Genomic DNA, 26636 nt, shown 5'->3' with positions numbered 1-26636 from the left:
TATTCGCATAAAAATAGAAAACAAGCCTTTTTAGTGGCAATATTTTGTTTTATCTACAACGAGTGACCTGAATCAACTGGTCCGAACGGTCAATAAACAGTCTGCCGCCTCGCCTTTACACAGCGTGCGGCGGGCTTTTGACCAGCATAGACAATCAGGTCGCCACACCCGTTAGCCTGGAGTTCTACACATGCATCCCCGCGTTCTTGAGGTCACCGAACGGCTTATCGCCCGCAGCCGCGCCACGCGTCAGGCTTACCTTGCATTGATCCACGGTGCAGCCAGCGATGGTCCGATGCGCGGCAAGCTGCAGTGCGCCAACTTCGCTCACGGTGTGGCCGGTTGCGGCACCGAAGACAAACACCACCTGCGGATGATGAACGCCGCCAACATCGCCATCGTGTCGTCCTATAACGACATGCTCTCGGCCCACCAGCCCTACGAAACCTTCCCGGAACAGATCAAGAAAGCCCTGCGCGAAATCGGCTCGGTCGGCCAGTTTGCCGGCGGTACGCCAGCGATGTGCGACGGCGTGACCCAGGGCGAGGCGGGGATGGAACTGAGCCTGCCGAGCCGCGAAGTGATCGCGCTCTCCACGGCGGTGGCGCTGTCCCACAACATGTTTGATGGCGCGCTGATGCTTGGCATCTGCGACAAGATCGTGCCGGGCCTGATGATGGGCGCGCTGCGCTTCGGTCACTTGCCGACCATCTTCGTGCCGGGCGGGCCGATGGTCTCGGGCATTTCCAACAAGGAAAAAGCCGACGTGCGCCAGCGCTATGCCGAAGGCAAGGCCACCCGCGAAGAGCTGCTGGAATCGGAGATGAAGTCCTACCACAGCCCTGGCACCTGCACCTTCTACGGCACCGCCAACACCAACCAGTTGCTGATGGAAGTGATGGGCCTGCACTTGCCTGGCGCCTCGTTCGTCAACCCGAACACGCCGTTGCGCGATGCCCTGACCCGCGAAGCGGCGTTCCAGGTCACGCGCATGACCAAGCAAAGCGGCAACTTCATGCCCATCGGCGAAATCGTCGACGAGCGCTCGCTGGTCAACTCCATCGTTGCGCTGCACGCCACCGGCGGCTCCACCAACCACACCCTGCACATGCCGGCCATCGCCATGGCGGCAGGCATCCAGTTGACCTGGCAGGACATGGCCGACCTTTCCGAGGTGGTGCCGACCCTGAGCCACGTCTACCCGAACGGCAAGGCCGACATCAACCACTTCCAGGCTGCGGGCGGTATGTCGTTCCTGATCCGTGAACTGCTGGAAGCCGGTTTGCTCCACGAAAACGTCAACACCGTGCTCGGTCATGGCTTGAGTCGCTATACCCAGGAACCGTTCCTGGAGGATGGCGAGCTGGTGTGGCGCGACGGCCCGATCGAAAGCCTCGACGAAAACATCCTGCGCCCGGTGGCCCGCGCGTTCTCGCCTGAAGGTGGCCTGCGGGTGATGGAAGGCAACCTGGGGCGTGGGGTGATGAAGGTCTCGGCCGTGGCCCTGGAAAACCAGATTGTCGAGGCGCCGGCGATGGTGTTCCAGGATCAGCAGGACCTGGCCGATGCATTCAAGGCCGGTTTGCTGGAGAAGGATTTCGTCGCGGTGATGCGCTTCCAGGGCCCGCGCTCCAACGGCATGCCGGAGCTGCACAAGATGACGCCATTCCTCGGTGTGTTGCAGGACCGTGGCTTCAAAGTGGCGCTGGTGACCGATGGGCGCATGTCCGGCGCGTCGGGGAAAATCCCGGCGGCCATTCACGTCAGCCCCGAAGCTTATGTCGGCGGTGCGTTGGCCCGGGTGCAGGAGGGCGATATCATCCGCGTCGATGGCGTCAAAGGCACCTTGGAATTGAAGGTGGACGCCGAGGAATTCGCCGCGCGCACGCCGGCCAAGGGCCTGTTGGGCAACAACATCGGCACCGGTCGTGAGCTGTTCGGTTTCATGCGCATGGCCTTCAGCTCGGCGGAGCAGGGCGCCAGCGCCTTCACTTCTGCCCTGGAGACGCTTAATTGAAACTGGCTTTGGTCGGTGATATCGGTGGGACCAACGCACGTTTCGCGTTGTGGAAGAACCACAACCTGGAAAACATCCAGGTGCTGGCGACGGCGGATTACGCCTGCCCTGAAGATGCCATCCAGGTTTACCTGAGCGGCTTGGGTTTGAAACCGGGCGCCATCGGTTCGGTGTGCCTGTCGGTGGCCGGTCCCGTGAGCGGCGATGAGTTTCGGTTCACCAACAATCACTGGCGCCTGAGCAACCTGGCGTTCTGCAAGACCCTGCAGGTGGAGAAGCTGTTGCTGGTCAACGACTTCTCGGCCATGGCCCTGGGCATGACCCGTTTGCGTCCCGATGAATACCGGGTCGTCTGCGAAGGTACCCCGGAGCCGATGCGTCCGGCGGTGGTGATCGGGCCGGGCACCGGGCTGGGCGTCGGTACGCTGTTGGATCTGGGGGAAGGCCGTTTCGCGGCGTTGCCGGGGGAGGGTGGCCATGTCGACCTGCCCATGAGCAGCCCGCGGGAAACCCAGCTGTGGCAGCACATCTACAACGAGATCGGCCACGTCAGCGCCGAAACTGCCCTGAGCGGCAGCGGTTTGCCGCGGGTGTACCGGGCCATTTGCGCGGTGGACGGCCATGTGCCGGTGCTCGACACTCCCGAGTCCATCACCGCAGCTGGCCTGGCTGGCGATCCCATTGCCCTGGAAGTGCTCGAGCAGTTCTGCCGCTGGCTGGGGCGCGTGGCCGGCAACAACGTATTGACGCTGGGCGGGCGCGGCGGCGTCTACATCGTCGGTGGCGTGGTCCCGCGGTTCGCCGATTTCTTCCTCGAAAGCGGCTTCGCCCGCTGCTTCGCCGACAAGGGTTGCATGAGCGACTACTTCAAGGGCATTCCGGTCTGGCTGGTGACTGCGCCGTACTCCGGCCTGATGGGAGCGGGCGTGGCGTTGGAGCAATCGACCCCCCGTTTAAAGTTGAAATGTGGTCTCCTGTGGGAGCGGGCTTGCTCGCGAAGGCGGTGTGTCATTCAATATTTTCGTTGTCTGACACACTGCCTTCGCGAGCAAGCCCGCTCCCACAATGGTTTAGCGATGTTTGTAGTCCTCATCCATCAGGCATAATCGCCGCAATCCAAACAACAAGGACGAGGCCCCGTGAGTTCAGTGAACAAATCGATTTTGTTGGTCGACGACGACCAGGAGATTCGCGAACTGCTGGACACTTACCTCAGTCGTGCGGGTTTCCACGTGCGTACCACGCCCGACGGCGCCGGGTTTCGCCAGGCGCTGAACGAGGCGCCGAGCGACCTGGTAATCCTCGATGTGATGCTGCCCGATGAAGACGGCTTCAGCCTTTGTCGCTGGGTTCGCCAGCACCCACGCCAGGCCCATGTGCCGATCATCATGCTCACCGCCAGTTCCGACGAGGCCGATCGGGTCATCGGTCTTGAATTGGGCGCCGATGATTACTTGGGCAAGCCTTTCAGCCCGCGTGAATTACAGGCACGCATCAAGGCTCTGCTGCGCCGGGCGCAGTTCGGCCAGGAGCGCTCCGGCAGCGAAGTGCTGGCCTTCGATGAATGGCGGCTGGACATGGTCAGCCATCGGCTGTTCCACACTGACGGTGAAGAGGTGATTCTCTCCGGTGCCGACTTCGCCCTGCTCAAGTTGTTTCTCGACCATCCCCAGGAAATCCTCGATCGCGACACCATCGGCAATGCGACCCGTGGGCGTGACCTGATGCCTCTGGATCGGATCGTCGACATGGCGGTCAGTCGCCTGCGCCAGCGCCTGCGTGACACCGAAAAGCCGCCGCGGCTGATTCGCACGGTGCGTGGCAGCGGCTATCAACTGGCGGCCAGTGTGGTTGCCAGCAATGGTCATTGATTGGGTCAAGAAAGTCGCTCGGCGGGTGCCGTTACCGCGCTCGTTGCTGGGGCGGATGCTACTGCTGACCTTGCTGGTGGTGCTGTTCGCCCAGACCTTGTCCAGCCTGATCTGGGTCTCGCAACTGCGCGCCACCCAGCTCGAGGGCCTGGTCACCAGCGCCCGCAGCCTGGCCCATTCGATGACTGCCAGCGTCAGTTACTTGCGTTCGCTACCCGTGGCGTACCGGCCGTTGGTGCTGGACCAGCTGCGCAGCATGGGCGGTACGCGGTTTGTCGTGACGCTCAACGATAAGCCCCTGGGCATGGACGTGCTGCCGGTCACGCCGCGCAAGCTGGCGGTGCTCAAGGCAGTGGACGATGTGCTGCGGCGCTCATTGGGCAGTAACGCCGATATCTCGGTGAATTTTGTCAGCCCCGACGACCTGCGGATTTTCAACGCCGGGCTCAAGCTCGATGAATTGCCCCGCTCGTGGGCTCACTATGCCCTGACCCTGGAGCCCGTGAACCCTCCGGTGCTGGTCACGCAGATCCAGATGGCGCCAGGCGAATGGCTGTACATCGCTTCGTTGCTGCCCGAGCCCTACACCAGCCTTGAAGAACAAGACCTGCCCAAGCAACAGGTCGGTTTCATCGTGCTCACCAGTAGCTTGTTGCTGCTGTTCATTGGTTTGCTGGTGCATTGGCAGAGCCGGCCCCTCAAGCGTTTGGCGCGGGCGGCGCGGGACATGTCCCTGGGCGCCGAAGTGGAGCCGGTGGCCGAGGGCGGCGGCAGCGAAGTGGTGGAGGTGGGGCGGGCGTTCAATGCCATGCGCGAACGCATCAGCCGTTACCTCACTGAACGCAGCCAGTTGTTCAGCGCGATTTCCCATGACTTGCGCACGCCAATCACGCGGCTGCGCTTGCGAGTCGAACTGCTGGAGGACGAAAACCTGCAAGCCAAGTTCGGCCGCGACCTGGACGAACTGGAGTTGTTGGTCAAAGGCGCGCTGCAATGCGTCAAGGACACCGACATTCACGAGAACATCGAGCCGGTGGATCTCAACCATGTGCTCGATTGCCTGGTCGAACCTTACCTGGCGCCCAACGGCAACGGCCGGGTAACCCAGGATGGTCGGGCACTGGCGCCGTATCCCGGCAAGCCGCTGGCCCTCAAACGTTGCATAGGCAACCTGATCGACAACGCGTTGAAATACGGGCAGAACGCCCACCTGCATATCGATGACGATGAAACCGCGTTCATCCTGCACGTCGACGACGAAGGTCCGGGCGTACCGGAACAGCGCCTGGAGCAAGTCTTCGAACCGCACTTTCGCCTCGCCGGGCAACAGCAGGGCTATGGCCTGGGCCTGGGCATCGCTCGCAACATCGCCCACAGCCATGGTGGTGAAGTGAGCTTGCAGAACCTGCGCGAGGGTGGGTTGCGGGTGACGTTGCAGTTGCCGCGCAGTGTGGATTGATTGGACTGCGTTATCGTTCATCGCGAGCAGGCTCGCTCCCACAGGGTTCAGTGGTGGACACAAAAATTGTGTACACCATGGCGCTCAATGTAGGAACGAGACTGCTCGCGATGGCGCCATGAACCTCAATACATCTCTCCAGGGAAATGTCACAAGTCGGTGACATAACTCGTCCCTTTCGTTACCTGCCGCCCGTCATCCCTTGTTTAGACTCCCTGCGTCAAAACAACAAAAAAGGTACCTCCCGATGGACACCTTCCAACCGGCCTTCAGCAGTTGGCTGAACGCGCCTGCCCACCAGCGCTGGCTCGCCGACGAAGGCTTGCGGCTGCTGGCGTTCGCCAAGGCCTCGAAGCTGCCGGACGGCTTTGGCAACCTGGACGAGCACGGCCATCTGCCGGCCGACGCCCGGGCCGAAACCATGAACACCGCGCGCATGACCCACAGCTTCGCCATGGCCCACATTCAGGGCCTGCCGGGCTTCGCCGAGCTGGTGGATCACGGTATCCAGGCCCTCAGCGGCCCGTTGCGCGACGCCAAGCACGGTGGCTGGTTTGCCACGACGCGACCCGATGAAGACGGCGCCGACAAGGCTGCCTACCTGCATGCCTTCGTCGCCCTGGCCGCCAGTTCCGCGGTGGTGGCCCAGCGTCCCGGCGCGCCAGCGTTGCTGGACGAAGCGGTGCGGATCATCGACACACATTTCTGGAGTGAAGAAGAGGGCGCCCTGCGCGAGTCCTTCAGTCGCGACTGGAGCGTCGAAGAGGCCTATCGCGGTGCCAACAGCAACATGCACGCCACCGAAGCCTTCCTGGCCCTGGCCGATGCCACCGATGATCCTCGCTGGCTGGCCCGCGCCCTGCACATCGTCGAACGGGTCATCCACGGCCATGCCGCCGCCAACGATTACCTGGTGGTGGAGCATTTCGATCGCCATTGGCAGCCTTTGCGCGAGTACAACCAGGACAATCCCGCCGACGGTTTCCGCCCCTACGGCACCACCCCCGGCCACGGTTTCGAATGGGCGCGGCTGCTGTTGCACCTTGAAGCTGCCCGGGTGCAGATCGGCATGCTGACCCCGGGTTGGCTGGCCCAGGACGCGCAGAAACTCTTCGACCAGAACTGCCGCCATGGCTGGGACGTCGATGGTGCGCCAGGCATCGTCTACACCCTGGACTGGGACAACCGCGCCGTGGTTCGCCATCGCTTGCATTGGGTCCACGCCGAAGCCGCGGCGGCCGCCAGCGCCTTGCTCAAGCGCACCGACGAGGCGAAGTACGAAGCCTGGTACCGGCGCTTCTGGGAGTTCTGTGACAAACACTTCATCGACCGCTGCAATGGCAGTTGGCATCACGAACTCGACCCGCAAAACCGCCCCAGCGCCGACATCTGGCCAGGCAAGCCGGACCTGTATCACGCCTGGCAGGCGGTGCTGATTCCGCGCTTGCCCCTGGCACCGAGCATGGCCACGGCCCTGGCGAAACTTTCCAGTCCCGCGCCTGTGTAACCATGTCGTGACATTTACGCGTCCCTTCGTTACCTGCGAAGGGATTTCCCCTGTTTAGAATCCATGCAGCGCAAGCACCAGACTTGCATGCATAACAACAAGAAAGGTACTTCTAGATGAATGCGATTTCTCGCCTCGCTACTGTCATTTCTCTTGCTTCCCTGCTTCCCGTCGCAGCCTTCCCTGTCAGCACCCTTGCCGCCGAATCCAAAGGTTCCGTGGAAGTCGTCCACTGGTGGACGTCGGGTGGCGAAAAAGCCGCGGTCGATGTGCTCAAGGCCCAGGTAGAGAAAGACGGCTTTACCTGGAAGGACGGCGCTGTCGCCGGCGGTGGTGGTTCCACTGCCATGACCGTGCTCAAGAGCCGCGCCGTGGCTGGCAACCCACCGGGTGTCGCCCAGATCAAGGGCCCGGACATCCAGGAGTGGGCGTCCACAGGGCTGCTCGACACCGACATCCTGAAAGACGTCGCCAAAGAAGAGAAGTGGGACAGCCTGCTCGACAAGAAAGTCTCCGATACCGTGAAGTACGACGGTGACTACGTCGCCGTGCCGGTGAACATCCACCGCGTCAACTGGCTGTGGATCAACCCGGAAGTCTTCAAGAAAGCCGGTATCACCAAGAACCCGACCACCCTCGAAGAGTTCTACGCCGCCGGTGACAAGCTCAAGGCCGCGGGCTTCATTGCGCTTGCCCACGGTGGTCAACCTTGGCAGGACAGCACCGTGTTCGAAGCCGTGGTGCTCTCGGTCATGGGCGCCGATGGTTACAAGAAGGCCCTGGTCGACCTGGACAACAAGGCGCTGACCGGTCCGGAAATGGTCAAGGCTTTGACCGAGTTGAAGAAAGTCGCGACCTACATGGACGCCGACGGCAAGGGCCAGGACTGGAACCTGGAAGCGGCCAAGGTCATCAACGGCAAGGCCGGCATGCAGATCATGGGTGACTGGGCCAAGAGCGAGTGGACCGCCGCGAAGAAAGTCGCCGGCAAGGACTACGAGTGCGTAGCGTTCCCGGGGACCGACAAGGCGTTCACCTACAACATCGACTCCCTGGCGGTGTTCAAGCAGAAAGACAAAGGCACTGCGGCTGGTCAGCAGGATATCGCCAAGGTCGTGCTGGGTGAGAACTTCCAGAAAGTCTTCAGCATCAACAAGGGCTCGATCCCGGTGCGCAACGACATGCTCGGCGACATGGCCAAGTATGGGTTCGATTCCTGCGCCCAGACCGCTGCCAAGGACTTCCTGGCGGACGCCAAGTCCGGCGGCCTGCAGCCGAGCATGGCGCACAACATGGCGACCACGCTGGCGGTACAAGGTGCGTTCTTTGACGTGGTGACCAACTACATCAACGACCCGAAAGCCGACCCTGCCGATGCCGCCAAGAAACTGGGCGCAGCGGTGCAGGCTGCCAAGTAATTAGCGCCGCGGTCCCTTTGTGGGAGTGAGCAAGCTCGCTCCCACAAAGGGAATGTTTTGTAGTCTTTTTCTCTTGTACTGGATCTTCCCATGAGTTCTGTTGCTGTGTTCAGCAAGGCCTCGCCGTTCGATGCATTGCAGCGCTGGCTCCCAAAACTGGTGCTGGCGCCGAGCATGTTCATCGTTCTGGTGGGCTTCTATGGCTATATCTTGTGGACGTTCGTCCTGTCGTTCACCACCTCGACCTTCTTGCCGAACTACAAGTGGGCAGGCCTGGCGCAGTATGCGCGGCTGATGGACAACGATCGCTGGTGGGTGGCGAGCAAGAACCTGGTGCTCTTTGGCGGCATGTTCATCGGTATCACCCTGGTGATCGGCGTGCTACTGGCGGTGTTTCTTGACCAGCGCATTCGTCGCGAAGGTTTCATCCGCACCATCTACCTGTACCCGATGGCGCTTTCGATGATCGTTACCGGTACGGCCTGGAAATGGTTGCTCAACCCGGGCATGGGCCTGGACAAATTATTGCGGGACTGGGGCTGGGAAGGCTTCCGCCTCGATTGGCTGATCGACCCGGATCGCGTGGTGTACTGCCTGGTGATCGCGGCAGTGTGGCAGGCCTCGGGCTTCATCATGGCGATGTTCCTGGCCGGCCTGCGGGGTGTCGATCAATCGATCATCCGGGCCGCGCAGATCGATGGCGCGAGCATGCCGCGCATCTACTGGAAAGTGGTGCTGCCGAGCCTGCGTCCGGTGTTCTTCAGTGCGGTGATGATCCTGGCGCACATCGCGATCAAGAGCTTCGACCTGGTGGCGGCGATGACGGCCGGCGGCCCGGGTTACTCCTCCGACCTGCCAGCCATGTTCATGTATTCCTTCACCTTCAGTCGCGGCCAGATGGGCATGGGCTCGGCCAGTGCAATCCTGATGCTCGGTGCGATTCTCGCAATCATCGTGCCTTACCTGTACTCCGAGCTGAGGACCAAGCGTCATGACTAGTCTCGCTGCCAAACCTTCCATCAGCCTGAGCCGCATCGCGATCTACGCGGTGCTGATCCTCGCCGTATTGCTTTACCTGGTGCCGTTGGTGGTCATGCTGTTGACCAGCTTCAAGACGCCGGAAGACATCAGCACCGGCAACCTGCTGAGCTGGCCGACCGTGGTCAGCGGCATCGGCTGGGTCAAGGCCTGGGCCACGGTGGACGGCTACTTCTGGAACTCGATCAAGATCACCGTCCCGGCGGTGCTGATCTCTACCGCCATCGGTGCCTTGAACGGCTACGTGTTGTCGATGTGGCGTTTTCGCGGTTCGCAGTTGTTCTTCGGCCTGTTGCTGTTCGGTTGCTTCCTGCCGTTCCAGACCGTTCTGCTGCCGGCTTCGTTCACCCTCGGCAAGATGGGCCTGGCCAGTACCACCACGGGCCTGGTGTTCGTGCATGTGGTCTACGGCCTGGCGTTCACCACGCTGTTCTTCCGCAACTACTACGTCAGCATTCCCGATGCACTGGTGAAGGCGGCGCGACTGGACGGTGCGGGGTTCTTCACCATTTTCCGGCGGATCATCCTGCCGATGTCCACCCCGATCATCATGGTCTGCCTGATCTGGCAGTTCACCCAGATCTGGAACGACTTCCTGTTCGGCGTGGTGTTCTCCAGTGGTGATTCGCAGCCCATCACGGTGGCGCTGAACAACTTGGTCAACACCAGTACCGGGGCCAAGGAATACAACGTGGACATGGCGGCGGCGATGATCGCCGGGCTGCCGACCCTGCTGGTCTATGTGGTCGCAGGCAAGTATTTCGTGCGCGGTCTGACGGCCGGCGCAGTCAAGGGGTAATCATGGCAACGCTTGAACTTCGCAACGTAAACAAGACCTATGGTGCCGGCCTGCCGGACACCCTGAAGAACATCGAGTTGTCGATCAAGGACGGTGAGTTCCTGATCCTCGTCGGACCTTCGGGCTGCGGCAAGTCCACATTGATGAACTGCATCGCTGGCCTTGAGACCATCACCGGCGGCGCGATCATGATCGGTGACCAGGATGTCAGCGGCATGAGCCCGAAGGATCGTGACATCGCCATGGTGTTCCAGTCCTACGCGCTGTACCCGACCATGAGTGTGCGCGAGAACATCGAGTTCGGCCTGAAGATTCGCAAGATGAACCAGGCTGCTATCGACGAAGAAGTCGCGCGCGTGGCCAAGCTGCTGCAGATCGAACACCTGCTCAACCGCAAGCCTGGCCAGCTTTCCGGCGGCCAGCAACAGCGTGTAGCCATGGGCCGGGCGCTGGCGCGGCGGCCGAAGATCTACCTGTTCGACGAGCCGCTGTCCAACCTCGACGCCAAGCTGCGGGTCGAGATGCGTACCGAAATGAAGCTGATGCACCAACGCCTGAAGACCACCACGGTCTACGTGACCCACGACCAGATCGAAGCCATGACCCTGGGCGACAAAGTGGCGGTGATGAAGGACGGGATCATCCAGCAGTTCGGCACGCCGAAAGAGATCTATACCAACCCGGCCAACCTGTTCGTGGCGAGTTTCATAGGTTCGCCTCCGATGAACTTCATCCCGTTGCGCCTGCAACGCAAGGACGGTCGCCTGCTGGCGCTGCTCGACAGCGGCCAGGCCCGTTGCGAGCTGCCGATGGGCATGCAGGACGCCGGCCTGGAAGACCGCGAAGTGATCCTGGGCATGCGCCCGGAGCAGATCATGCTGGCAGGCAGCGAGCCCAATGGCTTGCCGACCATCCGCGCCGAAGTCCAGGTCACCGAGCCTACCGGGCCGGACACCCTGGTATTCGTCAACCTCAACGACACCAAGGTCTGCTGCCGCCTGGCGCCGGACGTGGCGCCGCAGGTTGGAGAAACCCTGACGCTGCAATTCGATCCGTCGAAAGTGCTGCTGTTCGATGCCCAGTCCGGCGAACGCCTGGGCGTGGCCGGCCAGGCGCAAACAGATGCCCGGAGCGCAAACGTCGCGCAGTTCAAAGGCCGATGAGAGGCCTGTGTGGGAGCAAGCCGCTCCAACAGGAAAAGGAGTATGCGGTGAGTGGGGGACCACCCATCGCAATCGTTGTAAACCGCGTTAGATAAAAACAGTTAATAACAATAAAGACGAGGATGTAGGGATGAAGAAGAAAAATAACGCCCAGCTTATCTGCCAGTTGTCAGCCGTTGCGGCGATGATGCTGGTCGGTAGCGCACAGGCTGCCGACGCGTTCAGCGCCGATTCGCAGTGGATGACGGGTGACTGGGGTGGCGAACGGACCAAGCTGATCGAGCAGGGTATCGACATCAAGGCCGACTACGTCGGCGAAATGGGCGCCAACCTGCATGGCGGCTACAACAACGACAAGACCGCGCGTTACTCCGACCAGTTTGGCCTGGGCGTAGCGCTGGACCTGGAAAAGCTGTGGGGTTGGGATAACACCCAGGCCAAGATCCAGCTGACCAATCGTAATGGCGAGAACATCTCCAACGACCGTGTCGGCGATCCGCGTGCCGGGACCTTGAGTTCCTCTCAGGAAGTCTATGGCCGGGGTCACATGGTCCGTCTGACCCAGTTGTGGATCAAGCACCAGTTCCTCGATAACAAACTGGACGTCAAGGCCGGTTACTTCGGCGAAGGCGAAGACTTCAACACCTTCCCTTGCGAATTCCAGAACCTGGCCTTCTGCGGCTCTCAAGTGGGTAACTGGGCGACCGGTATCTGGTACAACTGGCCGGTCATGCAGGCCGCGATCCGCGTGAAGTACAACATCACGCCTGAGTTCTATGCGCAGATCGGTGCGTACAACCAGAACCCCTCGCAACTGGAACACGGCAACGGCTTCAAGCTCAGCGGCAGTGGTACCAAGGGCACCGTCATTCCGGTCGAGCTGGTCTGGTCGCCGAAGGTCAACAACCTGCCGGGCGAATACCGTGTCGGCTACTACAAGAGCACGGCCAAGGCTGATGACGTCCGTGAGGACGACAACGGCGACGATGCGGCGACCACCGGTAACGCCTATCGCAGCCACAGCAGCAAGCACGGCTACTGGTTCGTGGCGCAGCAACAACTCACGACCCACAACGGTGACGCTTCCCGCGGCCTGAACATCGCAGCCAATGCGACCTTCCACGACAAGGACACCAACGTCGTCGACAACTACCAGTCGCTGATGTTCGTGTACAAGGGGCCGTTCGACGCACGTCCCAAGGATGACATCGGGATTGGCTTCGCCCGTATCCATGTCAACGAAGACGTGAAGAAAAACGCTGAGCTGACCAACGCTGCCAATGGTGTGTCTGACTACAACGATCCACTGTTCGCGCCGTTGCGTAGCACTGAGTACAACTACGAGCTCAATTACGGCATCCATGTCACCAACTGGCTGACCGTACGTCCTAACCTGCAATACATCACTCATCCAGGCGGTGTGGATGAAGTGGACAACGCGCTGGTGGCTGGCCTGAAAATTCAGTCGGTGTTCTAACGCTGTTGCGATAAGCTCCTCTCTATGTGCGCATATTTGCGGATGGCCAAGGCTGTCCGCTTTTTTTTGGGGTGTGCGTTTGGCTAGCGCAGAACCTGTGGCGAGGGAGCTTGCTCCCGCTGGGTTGCGAAGCGACCCCAAAGCCATTCACTGCGGTGCCTTAGCCTGACCGCATTTGCCTTGTTTACGACTGCTTCGCAGCCGAGCGGGAGCGAGCTCCCTCGCCACAAAAAGAACGCGTTGCAACCAGATGAGCAACTCAATGATTTCCAGGACTGCGGCCCATGCATGAGCATCCGCTACAACGCTTTTTCAGATCCTTGCGCGAGCGCCCGGTGTTCGCCTGGGAGCGCTATCGACAGCGCGACGTGTTGGTGATCGATCACCCGTTGTGCCAGGCGGTGTTCAGTCGTCAGGGCGCACAGTTGCTGCATTTTCAGCCCAAGGGCCAGAAGCCCTGGTTGTGGTGCGCGGCCAAGTGGCCGCAAGTCGGGGCGATCCGCGGCGGGGTGCCGGTGTGCTGGCCGTGGTATGGCCGCCATCCGAGCGAAAACGCCTGGCCGTCCCACGGTTGGGCGCGGTTGATCGATTGGAAGCTGCTCGACAGCCGTAGTGACGAAGAGGGTGTGCACCTGCATTGGCAATTGCAGTTGTGCGACTGGCAGGTTGACCTGCATGCGGACCTGGGTGAACGCATGGAACTGCGCTTGAGCACCGAGCACCAGGACAGCCTGCCGTGCCAGTTGAGCCAGGCTTTGCACGCCTACTGGCGTATTGGTGACGTTGGTGAGGTAGCGCTGTCTGGGCTCGAAGGTGCACAGGGTTACGACCAGTTGAACCGTGCGGCTTGTCAGCAGGAAGGCGAGTTGCGCGTCGAGGGCGGTTGTCAGCGGGTGTTTCAGCATGAGGGCGAATTGCAGCTCAAGGACCACGCTTGGCAGCGCGAATTGTGCATCGACACCGGTGACAGCGCCGACACCGTGGTCTGGCATCCCGGCGCGCGGCCGTTGCTGGGGGTGAGTTGGGATGAGGTCAGCGAATTCGTCTGCGTCGAAGCCGCCAGTGGCGGCACCGACAGCCTGTGCCTGGCGCCGGGGGAGCGGGCGCATCTGAGTTTGCAGGCGTGGGTGGGGGCTTAGCTCAGGATCTCTGGTGTGGCGGCTGGCCCCTTCGCGAGCAAGCCCGCTCCCACAGGGGTTTTGTGAACGCCAAAGATCCAGTTAATGAAATGGCTACCCCCACCGCCCCCTGCGATCGCCCACTAAGCTTTCGCAGGGGGCTCATCGGAGACTGTTGCCATGAACAAAGTAGCTATTGCCGCCATCGATTTGGGAAAACACTCCTTTCACCTGCATGCTCAAGATGATCGTGGTCATGAGCTTTATCGCAAAAAATTTACTCGAGTGACGCTCGCTCAACACCTGGCGAATCTCGAACCTTGCACCGTCGTGATGGAAGCTTGTGGCGGAGCCCACTTCATGGCGCAGGAGGTCGCGAAGCTGGGACATACGCCCAAGCTCATTGCTCCTCATCTCGTGCGTCCTTACGTGAAGAGCAACAAGAACGACTTCGCTGATGCCGAGGCGATCTGCGAGGCAGCGACTCGCCCAACGATGCGCTTTGTGCCGCCAAAAAACCAAGCTCAGCAGGCGCTAGCCATGCTCAACTCGACCCGCGATTCGTTCATCAAAGACCGCACCGCGACCGCCAATCGGATTCATGCCGCCCTTCTAGAGGTGGGCATCAGCCTGGCCCCAGGCTTCAAATCCATCAAAGAGCTTCCGGCGTGGCTGGAGGCGAGTTCACTTTCTGAACGCTTCAAAATTCTGATGAAGCTGCATGAGCACTTCAACCACCTGGATGAGCAGGTCAAGACACTGGACAAGGACGTGGAGAGCCAGGCCGCTGAAGATGATCTGGCGGCTCGTTTGATGACTATGCCCTGTGTCGGGCCGATCACCTCCAGCGCCCTGGCTGCTGAGTTGGGCGATGGTAAACAGTTCAAGTGCGGGCGAAACTATGCGGCCTCAATCGGGCTGGTGCCCAAACAGCATTCCACGGGCGACAAGACGGTACTGCTGGGCATCAGCAAGCGCGGTGATCGGAATCAGAGGCGTCTGCTCATCCAGTGTGCCCGAGTCTACTTAATGCAGCTGGAGCGCCAAAGAGGCTGGCTGGCGGACTGGGTCCGGCAGCTGTTGGCCCACCATCACTCCAACCATGTGGTCTGCGCGCTGGCCAATAAGATGGCGAGGATCGCTTGGGCGATTGCGGCACACCACACTGAATTCGATGCAGGGCCAGCTGCGATGAACACCTGACCCTGCTGTCATCCGAGCACCACCCACCTGGTTTTGCGATGCTGGATAACTGATGACGTGAACGGCCAACCGGCCTGACGACAACCCTGAGCTCCCACACGGCTGAAAGGCCGTCCAATTAATTAGGATCGTCGGGCATCGATTCTCATCGAGGCGCGGGGCCACAACCCCACTCAGACGCCGGATAGATGAAAGCAAGCCAACCACGCATCAAAAACAGTATTGCAGAAAAGGGGATAACCATAGATGTGGGAGCGAGCCTGCTCGCGATGACGGCCTGTCAGGCAATAAAGCACTCAGGTCCGATCAGTTGAACTCATCCCCCACCGGATACCGGCTGGCATTCAGGCTTTCCTTGATCTTGCGCAGGTGTGGCTGGAAGTCCACGCCTCGGCGCAAGGTCATACCGGTGGCGAGCACGTCCAGCACGGTGAGCTGGATGATCCGTGAGGTCATCGGCATATAGATGTCGGTGTCCTCGGGCAACGGAATGTTCAGGCTCAGGGTACTGGCCTTGGCCAAGGGCGAGCCTTCGGCGGTCAGGCCCAGCACCGAAGCGCCGTTTTCCCGAGCGATGCGCGCCACTTCCACCAGCTCACGGGTGCGGCCAGTGTAGGAAATGATCACGAACAGTTCGCCGGTATGGGCCACCGAGGCGATCATGCGCTGCATCAGCACGTCGGCGTGGGCGGTCACCGCCAGATTGAAGCGGAAAAACTTGTGCTGGGCATCCAGCGCCACCGGGGCGGAGGCGCCGAGGCCGAAGAAGTGGATCTGCCGGGCCTGGATCAGCAGGTCCACGGCACGACTGATCAAATTGGGATCAAGGGCCTGGCAGGCGCTGTCCAATGAGGCAATGGCACTGCCAAAGATTTTCCGGGTATAGGCTTCCGGGTTGTCGTCGGCTTCCACCGCACGGCTGACATAAGCGGCGCCGCTGGCCAGGCTTTGGGCCAGTTGCAGCTTGAGCTCCGGGTAGCCGCTGACGCCGAACGAGCGGCAGAAACGGTTGACGGTCGGTTCGCTGACCGAAGCGGCCTGGGCGAGGGCGGCGATGCTGAAGCGGGTCGCCTGCTGCGGGTTGAGCAGGATGATCTCGGCCACCTTGCGTTCAGCCTTGTTCAGGTCTTCAAGGCGACTCTGGATCTGTTCCAGTAAATTTCGCACGCGGTCCATACAAGATTCCTAGAAAGACGGGTCTTTGATACGACCCTTTGCGGTGGCCTATCCTACTGATGGCTCCGGCGGACCACCACTCGGAATCGGTATTTTCGAAAAATGTTGTGGTTATTACTACATTTTTCCTTGAGTGATACCTTGAAAAAAGGTATTTGTAGTTTAACTTGATAAAAGAACAAACATCATGCCTTCGATTACGGTTGAACCGTGCACCTTTGCCTTGTTCGGCGCGTTGGGCGATCTGGCCTTGCGCAAGCTTTTTCCTGCCCTGTATCAGCTCGATGGCGCCCAATTGTTGCACGAGGACACGCGGATCATTGCGCTGGCCCGTGAACCCGGTAGCGAGCAGCAGCACCTGACATTCATCGCCGCCGAGCTGCGTCGTTACGTGGGTGAAAAAGACCTGGACGAAGCCGTACTCGAGCGCTTCCTGGCACGATTGACCTACCTGCACGTGGATTTCCTCAAGGCCGACGATTATGTCGCCCTGGCCGAAGCGGTCGGTTCGACCCAGCAGGTCATTGCCTATTTCGCCACCCCTGCGGCGGTGTATGGGGCGATCTGCGAGAACCTGGCGAAGGTCGGTTTGAGCGAAAACACTCGGGTCGTGCTGGAAAAACCCATCGGCTCGGACCTGGAGTCCTCGCGCAAGGTCAACGATGCCGTGGCGCAGTTCTTCCCGGAAAACCGCACCTATCGCATTGACCATTACCTGGGCAAAGAGACGGTCCAGAACCTGATCGCGCTGCGCTTCGCCAACAGCCTGTTCGAAACCCAGTGGAACCAGAATTACATTTCCCACGTGGAAATCACCGTGGCCGAGAAGGTCGGCATTGAAGGCCGCTGGGGCTATTTCGACAAGGCCGGCCAACTGCGGGACATGATCCAGAACCACTTGCTGCAGCTGCTTTGCCTGATCGCCATGGACCCACCGGCCGATTTGTCCGCCGACAGCATCCGTGACGAGAAGGTCAAGGTGCTCAAGGCTTTGGCGCCGATCAGCCCGGAAGGCCTGACCACCCAGGTGGTGCGCGGCCAGTACATCGCGGGTCACAGCGAGGGCAAGGCGGTGCCGGGCTACCTCGAAGAACCCAACTCCAACACCCAGAGCGACACCGAGACGTTCGTCGCCCTGCGCGCCGACATCCGCAACTGGCGTTGGGCCGGGGTGCCGTTTTACCTGCGTACCGGCAAGCGCATGCCGCAGAAGCTGTCGCAGATCGTCATCCACTTCAAGGAACCGTCCCACTACATCTTCGCCCCCGAGCAGCGTTTGCAGATCAGCAACAAGCTGATCATCCGCCTGCAACCGGACGAAGGGATTTCCTTGCGGGTGATGACCAAGGAGCAGGGCCTGGACAAGGGCATGCAATTGCGCAGCGGTCCGCTGCAACTCAACTTCTCCGACACTTATCGCAGCGCACGGATTCCCGATGCCTACGAGCGGTTGTTGCTGGAAGTCATGAACGGCAATCAGAACCTGTTTGTCCGTAAAGACGAAATTGAAGCCGCGTGGACGTGGTGTGACCAGTTGATCGCCGGGTGGAAAAAATCCGGCGATGCGCCCAAGCCCTATGCGGCCGGGTCCTGGGGGCCGATGAGCTCCATTGCACTGATCACGCGGGATGGGAGGTCGTGGTATGGCGATATCTGAAGTGAAACTGCTCCAGGGCGTCAGCGCCCATGAATTCAAGAACCCGGAGCTGCTGGCCGAAGGCCTGGCGCTGAACGTGGCCGAGCAGTTGCGCAACGCGATCGACGCGCGCGGTACGGCGACCCTGGTGGTGTCCGGTGGCCGCAGCCCGGTGGCGTTCTTCCAGCACCTGGCCAAACAGGCATTGGACTGGTCCAAAGTGGTGGTCAGCCTGGCCGACGAGCGCTGGGTACCGGTTGAACACGCTGACAGCAACGCCGGCCTGCTCAAGCGTTACCTGCTGCAAGGCGCCGCGGCCAAGGCCCAGTTCCTCAGCCTCTACAGCGCCAGCGCCAACCTGGAAGCGGCTGCCGAGCAGGCCGATCGTTTGCTGGCCGAGCTGCCGCCTATCGATGTACTGGTACTAGGCATGGGCGATGACGGGCACACCGCCTCGCTGTTCCCTGACAGCCCGAACCTGGCGCAAGCCCTGGATGCCAACGGCACGCGCCGTTGCTGGCCGATGCTGGCACCGACCGTGCCGCACCAGCGCTTGACCATGAGCCGCGCCTTGCTGGCTTCGGCGCAACACAAAGTGCTGTCGATTTCCGGTCAGTCGAAATTGACCACTCTGAACGCCGCGGTGGCGGGTGACGATGTCGCCGAAATGCCAATCCGCGCGTTTTTGCAACCTACGTTAGAGATTTACTGGTGCCCATGAACCAAGGATCAGCCGCTATGACAAACCCATCCCCGACCGTTTCCATGGCGGACAAAGTTGCCCTGATCGACAGCCTCTGCGCCAAGGCGCGGATCCTGCCGGTGATCACCATCGCCCGCGAACAGGACATCCTGCCACTGGCCGATGCCCTGGCCGCCGGTGGCCTGACGGCGCTGGAAGTGACGCTGCGCTCCCAATACGGCCTCAAGGCCATCCAGGTGCTGCGCGAGCAGCGTCCGGAACTGGTGACCGGCGCGGGCACGGTGCTTGACCGTCACATGTTGGAGGCCGCCGAGGTCGCGGGCTCGCAGTTCATCGTCACCCCAGGCATCACCCGTGATTTGCTTGAGGCCAGCGTCCATAGCTCGATCCCGTTGCTGCCAGGTATCAGCAACGCTTCGGGCATCATGGAGGGCTACGGCCTGGGTTATCGCCGCTTCAAACTGTTCCCGGCCGAAGTCAGCGGCGGCGTCGCGGCGATCAAGGCCTTGGGCGGCCCGTTCGGCGAAGTGAAGTTCTGCCCGACCGGCGGCGTGAGCCCGGCCAACATCAAGAGCTACATGGCGTTGAAGAACGTGATGTGTGTGGGCGGAAGCTGGATGCTTGATCCGGAGTGGATCAAGAACGGCGACTGGGCTCGCATCCAGGAATGCACCGCCGAGGCCCTGGCGCTGCTGGACTGATTGCTTTACCGAAACCTCGTTGGGTGTTCTACGGCTTTACGGTGCGCTTGGTCGGCGCGCCGTTTTTTTTTTTGCCCGGGTTTTTGTGCCGGCACAGATTTCCTATGGCGAGGGAGCTTGCTCCCGCTGGGCTGCGAAGCAGTCCTGAAACCTGTCACCACGGTCCGCCAGGTCAATCTCATCGTGCCTTTTTGGGGCTGCTGCGCAGCCCAGCGGGAGCAAGCTCCCTCGCCACAACTATGTCTGGCTCAGGCTGATCAGCGCCGCAGTCAACCGCTCGATATCACTGGCCAAGGTAATCAGCCCCGGGGGTTATGCGGATGCACGGCCCGACGCTGGTATTGCGCACCACGGTGAAGATCCCGTGCTCATTGAGCAGTCGATCGGCCATCGCCTGTTGATCGACATGGGCGGTGAAGCGCATCGCCGTGATGCCGCAATAGAGACGCCGGTCATCCGGGGTCATGACTTCGATGCCCGGCACATCGCGCACGGCATTCACCCACAGGTCGCGCAGGTAGCACAGGCGCGCGCCCTTGGCCGAAGCGCCGCCCAGGGCCCGGTGTTCTTCGAAGACCAGGGGCAGAGTGAGCAAGGCCGGGATATTGGGCGTGCTGTGGGGTGTGCGCGAGCGGACGTCGGTGGAGGGGTAGCTGTCTTCGTCCATGTCCGGGGCGATGTCGGCCAACCGCTGCGGCGCGATGTACAGGAAGCCCTGGGAGAGAGGGCCGCCGATCCATTTCTGCAGGTTGAACCCGGCAAATTCGATCCCCAGCTTCTTCAGGTCGAAATCAATCTGGCCCAGGGCGTGGGCACCGTCGAGAATGATATCGACGGCAAACTCCCGGGCGCTCTCGGCAATGGCCTGGACCGGCATGACCAGGCCGGTGAGGTGGTTAACGTAGGTCAGTGCCATCAGCCTGAGACGCGGGTAGCGAATGAACGCTTCGCGATAAGTGCCCACCAGGCTTTCGAAACTGGCAGGGTGCTGGTGGACGATTTCGATCACCTCCACGCCCCGCTGGCGAGCCAGCCAGCGCATTGCGCTTTTGACCGAGGCATATTCCAGATCGCAGATCAGCACTTGGTCGCCCGGCTTCAGACCGTTGTAGTTGCGAATCAGCGTCTGCAAGGCATCCACCGCGCTGCCGGCCAACGCCACGCTCTGGGGGGAAGCGTGGATCAGCCGGGCGATCTGCTGACGAATGGCTTCACCGTGTCCACGGTCGAAATGCTGGCGCACGTACACCGAATTGCCCCGATTGATGAATTCGATATGGCGCTGGTATTCCTCCACCACGGTACGGGACATGCGGCCGAAGTAGCCGTTCTCCAGATTGAGTGGCCCGGCGGGATCGACGTCGTAGCGACCGACAAACGTCTGCCAGAAAGCTTCATCGTGGGCGCGTAGCGTGTTTTCGGGCATGACGGGGGCTCAACTGGTCAGGGGCGAGGCTTGGGTTTGCCGTGTTTGGCGCGCAATGGATCGAGCAGGTCCGACAGTCCGTTATGATCGATTTCCTGCATCAGTGCCAGCAAACCACCCAGTTCACCGTGAGGGAAACCCTCGCGGGCGAACCAGTTCAGGTATTGACCAGGCAGGTCAGCCAGGATTCGACCCTTGTATTTACCGAAGGGCATCTGGCGCGTGACCAGCAGTTCGAGCTTTTCCGGGTTCATGGCAATCGTCTTGATTCAAACAACTTGGAAAATACAGGCATTCTGCATGCAGGCCAAATGACAGATCATGCAAATAACGCGGATACAGATTTCAGGGTGTTAATTAAATTATTGATTTTTAAGTAATTTTTGTGGAGTTGATGGCTGGCACGGCCGATGCAATATCCCTTGCAGGTTTTCTATTCACCAAGCAAAGGAACTGAAAAATGACTGACATCAACAAAGAATCCATCTCCGTCTTGAACGACCTGATCGAGACCAGTAAAGATGGCCAGGAAGGCTTCAAGACCTGCGCTGAAGACATCAAGCATCCGGAACTCAAGGCGCTGTTCGTTCAACGTGCCGCCGATTGCGCAACCGCCGCGGCCGAACTGCAAGCGGCGGTTCGCGCCCTCGGTGGTGATCCGGAAACTTCCACCAGCGTCGCCGGTGACCTGCACCGTCGTTGGGTGGACGTGAAGTCCATGTTCACCGGCAAGGATGAAGAAGCGGTGCTCAACGAAGCCGAGCGTGGCGAGGACCATGCGCTCAAGGCCTACAAGGAAGCACTGGAGAAAATCACCAAGCACAACCTGGTCGGTATTCGTGACCTGGTTGAGCGTCAGTACCACGGTGTGCAACGCAACCATGACCAGGTCAAGGCTCTGCGCAACCAGGCACGTGCCAGCTAAATAACGCGTCCTGATCCAGAAAACGCCAGCTTGCCTGGCGTTTTTTTATGGGGACGACTCAGGCTCAAGGTGACCACTGTTGTGGCGCCAGATAGAAACAGTGTGTTGTTGAATCCACAATAATCAGCTGTGGACTCTTAATAGGTAGCTAGCTAATAATTGCATCGGCTATCTCCCCGCATTGCATCTATTGTTACTGGCGTCCCCCAAAGAGTTTTTCGCGTGCCCATAACCTTCCAGGCCTTGTTTGCCCCTGACCGCCTCGCTTTGCAGTTCGCCACCAAGACCGTGCTTGGCGCTGGGCTGGCGTTGTGGCTGGCGTTGCGCTGGGGTCTGGAGCAGCCGTCATGGGCGCTGATGACCGCGATCATCGTCGCTCAGCCCCTGTCCGGGATGGTGGTACAGAAGGGCTTGGCGCGATTGGTCGGCACGCTGGTGGGCACCGTCATGTCGGTGCTGTTCATGGGCCTGTTTGCCCAGGCGCCCTGGCTGTTCCTGCTGGCCCTGGCGCTCTGGCTGGGGTTGTGCACCGCCTGTTCGACGCTGCTGCGCAGTGCCTGGTCGTACTCATTCGTGTTGGCCGGTTACACGGTGGCGATTATTGCGCTGCCGGCCATTTCCCATCCGCTGAGTGTGTTCGACCAGGCGGTGGCGCGCTGCACTGAGATCAGCCTGGGCATCGTCTGCGCCACGGCGGCCAGTGCCTTGCTCTGGCCGTTGCGGGTCGAGCGCCAGTTGGCCGGCCAGGCTTTTGCTGCCTGGCAGAGTGGCATGCAGGCCGCCCGTGCCACCCTGGCTGGCGATGCCCAGGCCCGTAAAGGCTTGCTGGAAATTCTTGGCAGGATTGTCGCGGTGGATGCGCAGCGCGAGCATGCCTGGTTCGAAGGTAGCCGTGGCCGACAGCGAGCCCGGGCCATCAGCGGCTTGAGCCAGAAATTGCTGATGCTGCTGCGCCTTTCGCGTTCGGTGCGCCGGCAGTGGAAACAGCTTGAGCCCGAGGAGGCGCAGGCCCTCCAGCCGTGGATGAACGAGGTGCGGCAAGCCCTCGGCGCCGACAGTGCGACCTTGCAAGCCTTGCGCCCCCGGGTATGGGATGCGTCTCACGACCCCCAGATGAGCTCGGCGCAAAGTTACTGCCTGGCACGGTTCGCCTTGTTGCTCGATACCGCCCTGGCCGCCTGCGCCGCCTTGACGGCGGTACAGGAGGGCAGGGAAGCGGCGGATCCGCCGCGAACCCTGGCGCCCCATCGTGATCTGTCCCTGGCTATGGTCTTCGGTGCTCGCAGCGCCCTGGCATTCCTGGCGGTCGCCTGTTTCTGGCTGGCGACCGCCTGGCCCGCCGCATCGGGTGCGCTGGTGCTGACGTGCGTGGTGTGCAGCCTGTTTGCCAGTCGCGAAAACGGCGCGCAGATCGGCATGAGTTTTCTGCGGGGCATCCTGTTGGCCGTGCCGACGGCATTTGTGATCGGTGAGCTCGTGCTACCGCAATGGAGCAGTTTTGCGATGCTCTGCATGGCCATGGGCGTGCCGTTGTTTTTCGGTGCGCTGGGTATGGCCAAGCCGCAGATCTTCGCCACCGCGACATCGTTCTGCCTGCATTTTGTCGTGCTGGTTTCACCACTCAATACCATGAAATACGACGTCGCGGCGTTCTTCAACAATGCCCAGGCAATGATGATTGGCGTAGGCGCGGCGGTGCTGGCTTTCAACCTGCTGATTTTGCGCAATCCGGCCTGGCACAGCCGCCGTCTGCTGGCCGCGACCCTCCACGATCTGGTGCGCCTGACCCGTCGCAGCCTGCGTGGTGCCGAGAGCTGGTTCGGCGGGCGCATGGCCGACCGGCTGTTGCAGTTGGCGCGGCATTACCCTGAGTTGCCGGTGCAGGCGCGCAGCCGTTGGGATGATGGTTTGCTTGGCCTGGACATTGGCGATGAGCTGTTGCATCTGCGCCTGAGCCTGGCCGTCGCACAAGTACCCGATACCCGGGCGCAGCGGCGTTATTTCGAAGCGCTGGAGCAGGTGCTCGAACGCGGCCCGGCCGGTGACCAGGCCGATGCGTTGGCTGCGGCGAGCACGGAGTTCCTGAACGTGTTGTCGACCCAACCACCCGGTGACGCCTTGAAGCTGGCCCAGGGCGCGGTGGTGCAATTGCAAAACAGCTGGCGCGCCTGGTGCCACCAGCACGAACCTGAACGACGGGAGCACAGCCATGGGCTTGCGTGAGTGGTCGATTGGCGGGGTGTTGCTCAGCCCGTTCCTGATTTATGTGGTGCTGGCGTTGCTGGTGACCGGCGCGTTGCGCCTGTTGCTCAGCCTGGTGCCGGCCGGGCGCTGGATCTGGCATGAAGCCTTGTTCGACTGCGCCCTGTATGTCTGTGTCCTGACCGTTATTACCGTGGTCCTCGGGCCGCTATAGGAGTTGAACATGCGTACCTCCGTACGTGTTGCCGTCACGCTGTGCATGGTGGCCGTGGCGATCTTCGCCGGGTTTCACCTGTGGCAGTACTACATGCTCACGCCCTGGACCCGTGATGCGCGGATCCGTGCCGACGTGGTGGTGATTGCACCCGATGTGTCGGGTTGGGTGCGCGAGCTCAAGGCTGTGGACAACCAGCAGGTCAAGGCCGGCGATGTGTTGCTGAGTATCGACCGTGAGCGTTTCGAGGCGGCGCTGGAGAAAGCCCGGGCGGTGGTCCAGACGCGCCAGCAGCAACTGAGCCTGCGCGAACACGAAGCCAGTCGCCGCGCGGCCCTGGGGCCTCAGGCCATCAGTGCCGAACTGCGGGAAAACGCCCAGATCAACGCTGGCATCGCCCGAGGCGAACTGCGCGAAGCCCAGGCCGAGGCCAAGGTGGCCGAGCTCAACCTGGCCCGCAGCCAGGTCCTGGCCCCACGCAACGGCCACATCACCAACTTGCGCCTGGCCGAAGGCAACTACGTGAATGCCGGGCAGCCGGTCATGGCGCTGATCGATGACTCGACGTTCTATGTGCAGGCCTATTTCGAAGAAACCAAATTACCCAGGATTCGTGTGGGCGATCCGGTCAAGATCTGGCTGATGAGTGCCGGCCATGCCTTGGAAGGCCATGTCGAAAGCATCAGCCGTGGCATTACCGACCGCAACACCAACCCCGATGCGCAGTTGCTGGCAGAGGTCGAGCCGACCTTCAATTGGGTGCGCCTGGCCCAGCGGATACCGGTGCGGATCAAGCTGGACAAGGTGCCGGAAGGGGTGAATCTGAGTGCCGGGATGACGGCGAGCGTGCAGGTGCGCGAAGACCAGCCATAAATGTGGGAGCAAGGCTTGCCCGCGATGAAGATGACTCGGTCTCTCAGGGAACCGAGGCGCTTGCATCGCGAGCAAGCTTTGCTCCCACACAGTGGCTCGCCACAGTTCATTCACTTTAGAGGGTGGTAATCAGCCGACTGTGATCGCCGGCAACGTCGGCAAGGTCACGGTCTGCTGTTTGCGCGGGGCGAGGATTTCGGCTTCGCCGTCCACCACCAGTTCATCGCGCTGGTTGAATACGCGCGTGGCGATGCGCACACGGAACTTCGGCATTTTCTCCAGGATTTCCAGGCGCACGGTCAGGGTGTCGCCGATCTTTACCGGTTTCTGGAAGCTCATCTGCTGGCCGATATAGATGGTGCCCGGCCCAGGCAACTCGCAGGCCACCGCCGCGCTGATCAGCGCACCGCTGAACATGCCATGGGCGATGCGCTCCTTGAACATGCTCGCTGCGGCGAACTCGGCGTCCAGGTGCACCGGGTTGTGATCGCCCGACATCGCCGCGAACAGTTGGATGTCACGCTCTTCGACGGTCTTGCTGTAGCTGGCGGTCTGGCCGATTTCGAGGGCTTCGTAAGGGGTGTTGGTAACCTGGGTCATCTGTTTCAGATCCTGTGACAGAGTAAAGGAAAAATGCTGCAAGCCTACTCGCTGCGTGGCGGCCGTTTGTGGCTCAGGGCCTGGGCTATCCAGGCCAGCACATCGGCGGTCACTTCATCGCGGTTGGTTTCATTGAACAATTCGTGCCGGGCCTGCGGGTAAATCGTCAATTGCAGGTGCTGGCTGCCGGCGTCACGCAGAGCGTCAGCCAGATCCTTCAGACGCTTGCCTTCGCTCACCGGATCACATTCGCCACCGATCACCAGCAGGGGCAGGCCCGGATCGATCTGGGCGAGATTGGACGCTTTGCTGATTTGCTGCAACCCGCCGAGCAGATCGACCCACAGTTGATTGGTGCAGCGAAAGCCGCACAGCGGATCGTGGACGTACTTGTCGACTTCGGCCGGATCGCGACTGAGCCAGTCGAAGGGGGTGCGCGTGGGTTTGAATTTCTTGTTGAAACTGCCGAACGACAGCCACTCGATCAGGGCACTGCGCCCCGTGGCACCCTGGCGGCAGCGTTCGAAGCGGGCGATCAGGCGAGCGCTGCGGTAAAGCGCCACCGGCTGAAAGTTCGAGCCGCTGAGGATCGCCCCGTGCAGGCTGGCGCTGTGATGTAACAGGTAACCCTGGGCGATGTAGCTGCCCATGCTGTGGCCCAGCAGCAGGATGGGGGTATCGGGGTATTGCTGGACGATATGGTGGTTGAGGCTGGCCAGGTCGCCCACGACCTTGGCCCAGCCGTCCTCGTCGGCAAAATGGCCGAGAGTCGCTTGCTCGCCGGTCTTGCCGTGGCCGCGCAGATCCATGGCGCAGACGCCGTAGCCGGCGTCGCACAGCGCCTGGGCCAGGCGTGCGTAGCGACCGCTGTGTTCGGCCATGCCGTGGGCCAGCATGATCACCGTCAATGGGGCGGTGTCGGGCAACCACTGGTTGACGAACAGGCGGCTATGGTCGGTTGCTGTCAGCCAGAACGTTTGGTGGATCATGGCGATTCCTTTGCACAAGGTCAGACGCAGCGTCGCAGCATTGTATAGCGCATCCGTTGCGTCTCGTCTGAACCGAGGCAGGAAGATTCACACAATCTATGACGCAGGTCGCCATATTTGC

General features: G+C 61.1%; 22 protein-coding genes and 2 pseudogenes. 19 read left to right on the top strand and 5 right to left on the bottom strand.

Annotation, left to right across the window (positions count from 1 at the left end):
- Positions 1-190 precede the first annotated feature (190 nt).
- The 12 genes and pseudogenes from edd (at position 191) to GN234_RS11855 (ending at position 15070) form a co-directional block, all read left to right on the top strand.
- On the top strand, positions 191-2017 hold the full coding sequence (edd, locus tag GN234_RS11910) for a phosphogluconate dehydratase (protein ID WP_109755740.1): 1827 nt from the start codon (positions 191-193) through the stop codon (positions 2015-2017).
- Positions 2014-2961 (top strand): annotated as a pseudogene (locus GN234_RS11905) (glucokinase); the annotation flags it as partial. The gene edd and the pseudogene GN234_RS11905, both read left to right, overlap by 4 nt.
- 195 nt (positions 2962-3156) lie before the next feature.
- Positions 3157-3888 carry a response regulator gene (locus GN234_RS11900; RefSeq protein ID WP_109755742.1) on the top strand — a complete coding sequence of 244 codons (732 nt, stop codon included), beginning with the start codon at positions 3157-3159 and terminating at the stop codon, positions 3886-3888.
- Positions 3878-5347: an ATP-binding protein gene (locus GN234_RS11895; RefSeq protein ID WP_109755743.1), complete on the top strand. Its 1470-nt coding sequence runs from the start codon at positions 3878-3880 to the stop codon at positions 5345-5347. The genes GN234_RS11900 and GN234_RS11895 overlap by 11 nt, the downstream gene beginning before the upstream one ends.
- A gap of 247 nt (positions 5348-5594) precedes the next feature.
- A complete protein-coding gene (locus GN234_RS11890) occupies positions 5595-6854 on the top strand; it encodes a D-mannose isomerase (protein ID WP_176688517.1) in 1260 nt (419 codons plus the stop codon).
- Between the two features lie 116 nt (positions 6855-6970).
- Positions 6971-8272, top strand: a complete 1302-nt coding sequence (locus GN234_RS11885) for an ABC transporter substrate-binding protein (RefSeq protein WP_109755745.1) — start codon at positions 6971-6973, stop codon at positions 8270-8272.
- Between the two features lie 90 nt (positions 8273-8362).
- Positions 8363-9271 (top strand): carbohydrate ABC transporter permease, encoded by a 909-nt coding sequence (locus tag GN234_RS11880; protein WP_060738869.1) that lies wholly within the window; start codon positions 8363-8365, stop codon positions 9269-9271.
- The gene (locus tag GN234_RS11875) at positions 9264-10109 is read left to right on the top strand and encodes a carbohydrate ABC transporter permease (protein WP_003198539.1); all 846 of its coding nucleotides are present in this window, start codon (positions 9264-9266) and stop codon (positions 10107-10109) included. The genes GN234_RS11880 and GN234_RS11875 overlap by 8 nt, the downstream gene beginning before the upstream one ends.
- A gap of 2 nt (positions 10110-10111) precedes the next feature.
- On the top strand, positions 10112-11272 hold the full coding sequence (locus GN234_RS11870) for an ABC transporter ATP-binding protein (protein WP_109755746.1): 1161 nt from the start codon (positions 10112-10114) through the stop codon (positions 11270-11272).
- 130 nt (positions 11273-11402) lie between these two features.
- A complete protein-coding gene (locus tag GN234_RS11865) occupies positions 11403-12749 on the top strand; it encodes a carbohydrate porin (RefSeq protein ID WP_109755747.1) in 1347 nt (448 codons plus the stop codon).
- 284 nt (positions 12750-13033) lie between these two features.
- The gene (locus GN234_RS11860) at positions 13034-13888 is read left to right on the top strand and encodes a D-hexose-6-phosphate mutarotase (protein ID WP_109755748.1); all 855 of its coding nucleotides are present in this window, start codon (positions 13034-13036) and stop codon (positions 13886-13888) included.
- A gap of 159 nt (positions 13889-14047) precedes the next feature.
- Positions 14048-15070 carry an IS110 family RNA-guided transposase gene (locus GN234_RS11855; RefSeq protein ID WP_176688516.1) on the top strand — a complete coding sequence of 341 codons (1023 nt, stop codon included), beginning with the start codon at positions 14048-14050 and terminating at the stop codon, positions 15068-15070.
- 306 nt (positions 15071-15376) lie between these two features.
- Here the strand turns inward: GN234_RS11855 and GN234_RS11850 are convergent, their stop codons facing one another.
- Positions 15377-16237: a MurR/RpiR family transcriptional regulator gene (locus GN234_RS11850; RefSeq protein WP_170842276.1), complete on the bottom strand. Its 861-nt coding sequence runs from the start codon at positions 16235-16237 to the stop codon at positions 15377-15379.
- 196 nt (positions 16238-16433) lie between these two features.
- On the opposite strand from GN234_RS11850, the gene zwf reads away from it, so the two are divergent.
- From zwf to GN234_RS11835, 3 genes are read left to right on the top strand one after another with little or no spacing between them, the layout of a single operon-like run.
- Positions 16434-17903: a glucose-6-phosphate dehydrogenase gene (gene zwf, locus GN234_RS11845; protein WP_109755749.1), complete on the top strand. Its 1470-nt coding sequence runs from the start codon at positions 16434-16436 to the stop codon at positions 17901-17903.
- Positions 17890-18603 (top strand): 6-phosphogluconolactonase, encoded by a 714-nt coding sequence (gene pgl / locus GN234_RS11840; protein WP_176688515.1) that lies wholly within the window; start codon positions 17890-17892, stop codon positions 18601-18603. The genes zwf and pgl overlap by 14 nt, the downstream gene beginning before the upstream one ends.
- Positions 18604-18620: 17 nt before the next feature.
- The gene (locus GN234_RS11835; RefSeq protein WP_109755751.1) at positions 18621-19286 is read left to right on the top strand and encodes a bifunctional 4-hydroxy-2-oxoglutarate aldolase/2-dehydro-3-deoxy-phosphogluconate aldolase; all 666 of its coding nucleotides are present in this window, start codon (positions 18621-18623) and stop codon (positions 19284-19286) included.
- A gap of 237 nt (positions 19287-19523) precedes the next feature.
- Here GN234_RS11835 and GN234_RS11830 read toward each other — a convergent pair.
- Positions 19524-20712: pseudogene (locus GN234_RS11830) on the bottom strand (aminotransferase class V-fold PLP-dependent enzyme).
- 17 nt (positions 20713-20729) lie between these two features.
- Complete coding sequence (locus GN234_RS11825; protein WP_027912035.1) at positions 20730-20966, bottom strand: DUF3820 family protein; 237 nt, start codon at positions 20964-20966, stop codon at positions 20730-20732.
- A 206-nt stretch (positions 20967-21172) separates the two neighbouring features.
- Here GN234_RS11825 and GN234_RS11820 point away from each other — a divergent pair, with 206 nt between their 5' ends.
- From GN234_RS11820 to GN234_RS11805, 4 genes are all read left to right on the top strand, one after another.
- Positions 21173-21637 carry a ferritin-like domain-containing protein gene (locus GN234_RS11820; protein ID WP_163855067.1) on the top strand — a complete coding sequence of 155 codons (465 nt, stop codon included), beginning with the start codon at positions 21173-21175 and terminating at the stop codon, positions 21635-21637.
- Positions 21638-21859: 222 nt separating this feature from the next.
- Positions 21860-23860, top strand: a complete 2001-nt coding sequence (locus GN234_RS11815; protein ID WP_176688514.1) for an FUSC family protein — start codon at positions 21860-21862, stop codon at positions 23858-23860.
- Positions 23847-24053, top strand: coding sequence for a DUF1656 domain-containing protein (locus GN234_RS11810; protein WP_003198565.1), 207 nt, complete (start codon positions 23847-23849; stop codon positions 24051-24053). The genes GN234_RS11815 and GN234_RS11810 overlap by 14 nt, the downstream gene beginning before the upstream one ends.
- A gap of 9 nt (positions 24054-24062) precedes the next feature.
- Complete coding sequence (locus GN234_RS11805) at positions 24063-24926, top strand: efflux RND transporter periplasmic adaptor subunit (protein ID WP_109755755.1); 864 nt, start codon at positions 24063-24065, stop codon at positions 24924-24926.
- Between the two features lie 129 nt (positions 24927-25055).
- Here GN234_RS11805 and GN234_RS11800 read toward each other — a convergent pair whose 3' ends face one another.
- Complete coding sequence (locus GN234_RS11800) at positions 25056-25526, bottom strand: MaoC family dehydratase (RefSeq protein WP_092166033.1); 471 nt, start codon at positions 25524-25526, stop codon at positions 25056-25058.
- A gap of 44 nt (positions 25527-25570) precedes the next feature.
- Positions 25571-26515, bottom strand: a complete 945-nt coding sequence (locus tag GN234_RS11795; RefSeq protein ID WP_109755756.1) for an alpha/beta hydrolase — start codon at positions 26513-26515, stop codon at positions 25571-25573.
- Between the last annotated feature and the right edge of the window lie 121 nt (positions 26516-26636).

The sequence above is a fragment of the Pseudomonas bijieensis genome, from assembly GCF_013347965.1.
Classification (GTDB): Bacteria; Pseudomonadota; Gammaproteobacteria; order Pseudomonadales; family Pseudomonadaceae; genus Aquipseudomonas; species Aquipseudomonas bijieensis.
This window is presented reverse-complemented; position numbering and strand designations above follow the sequence as displayed.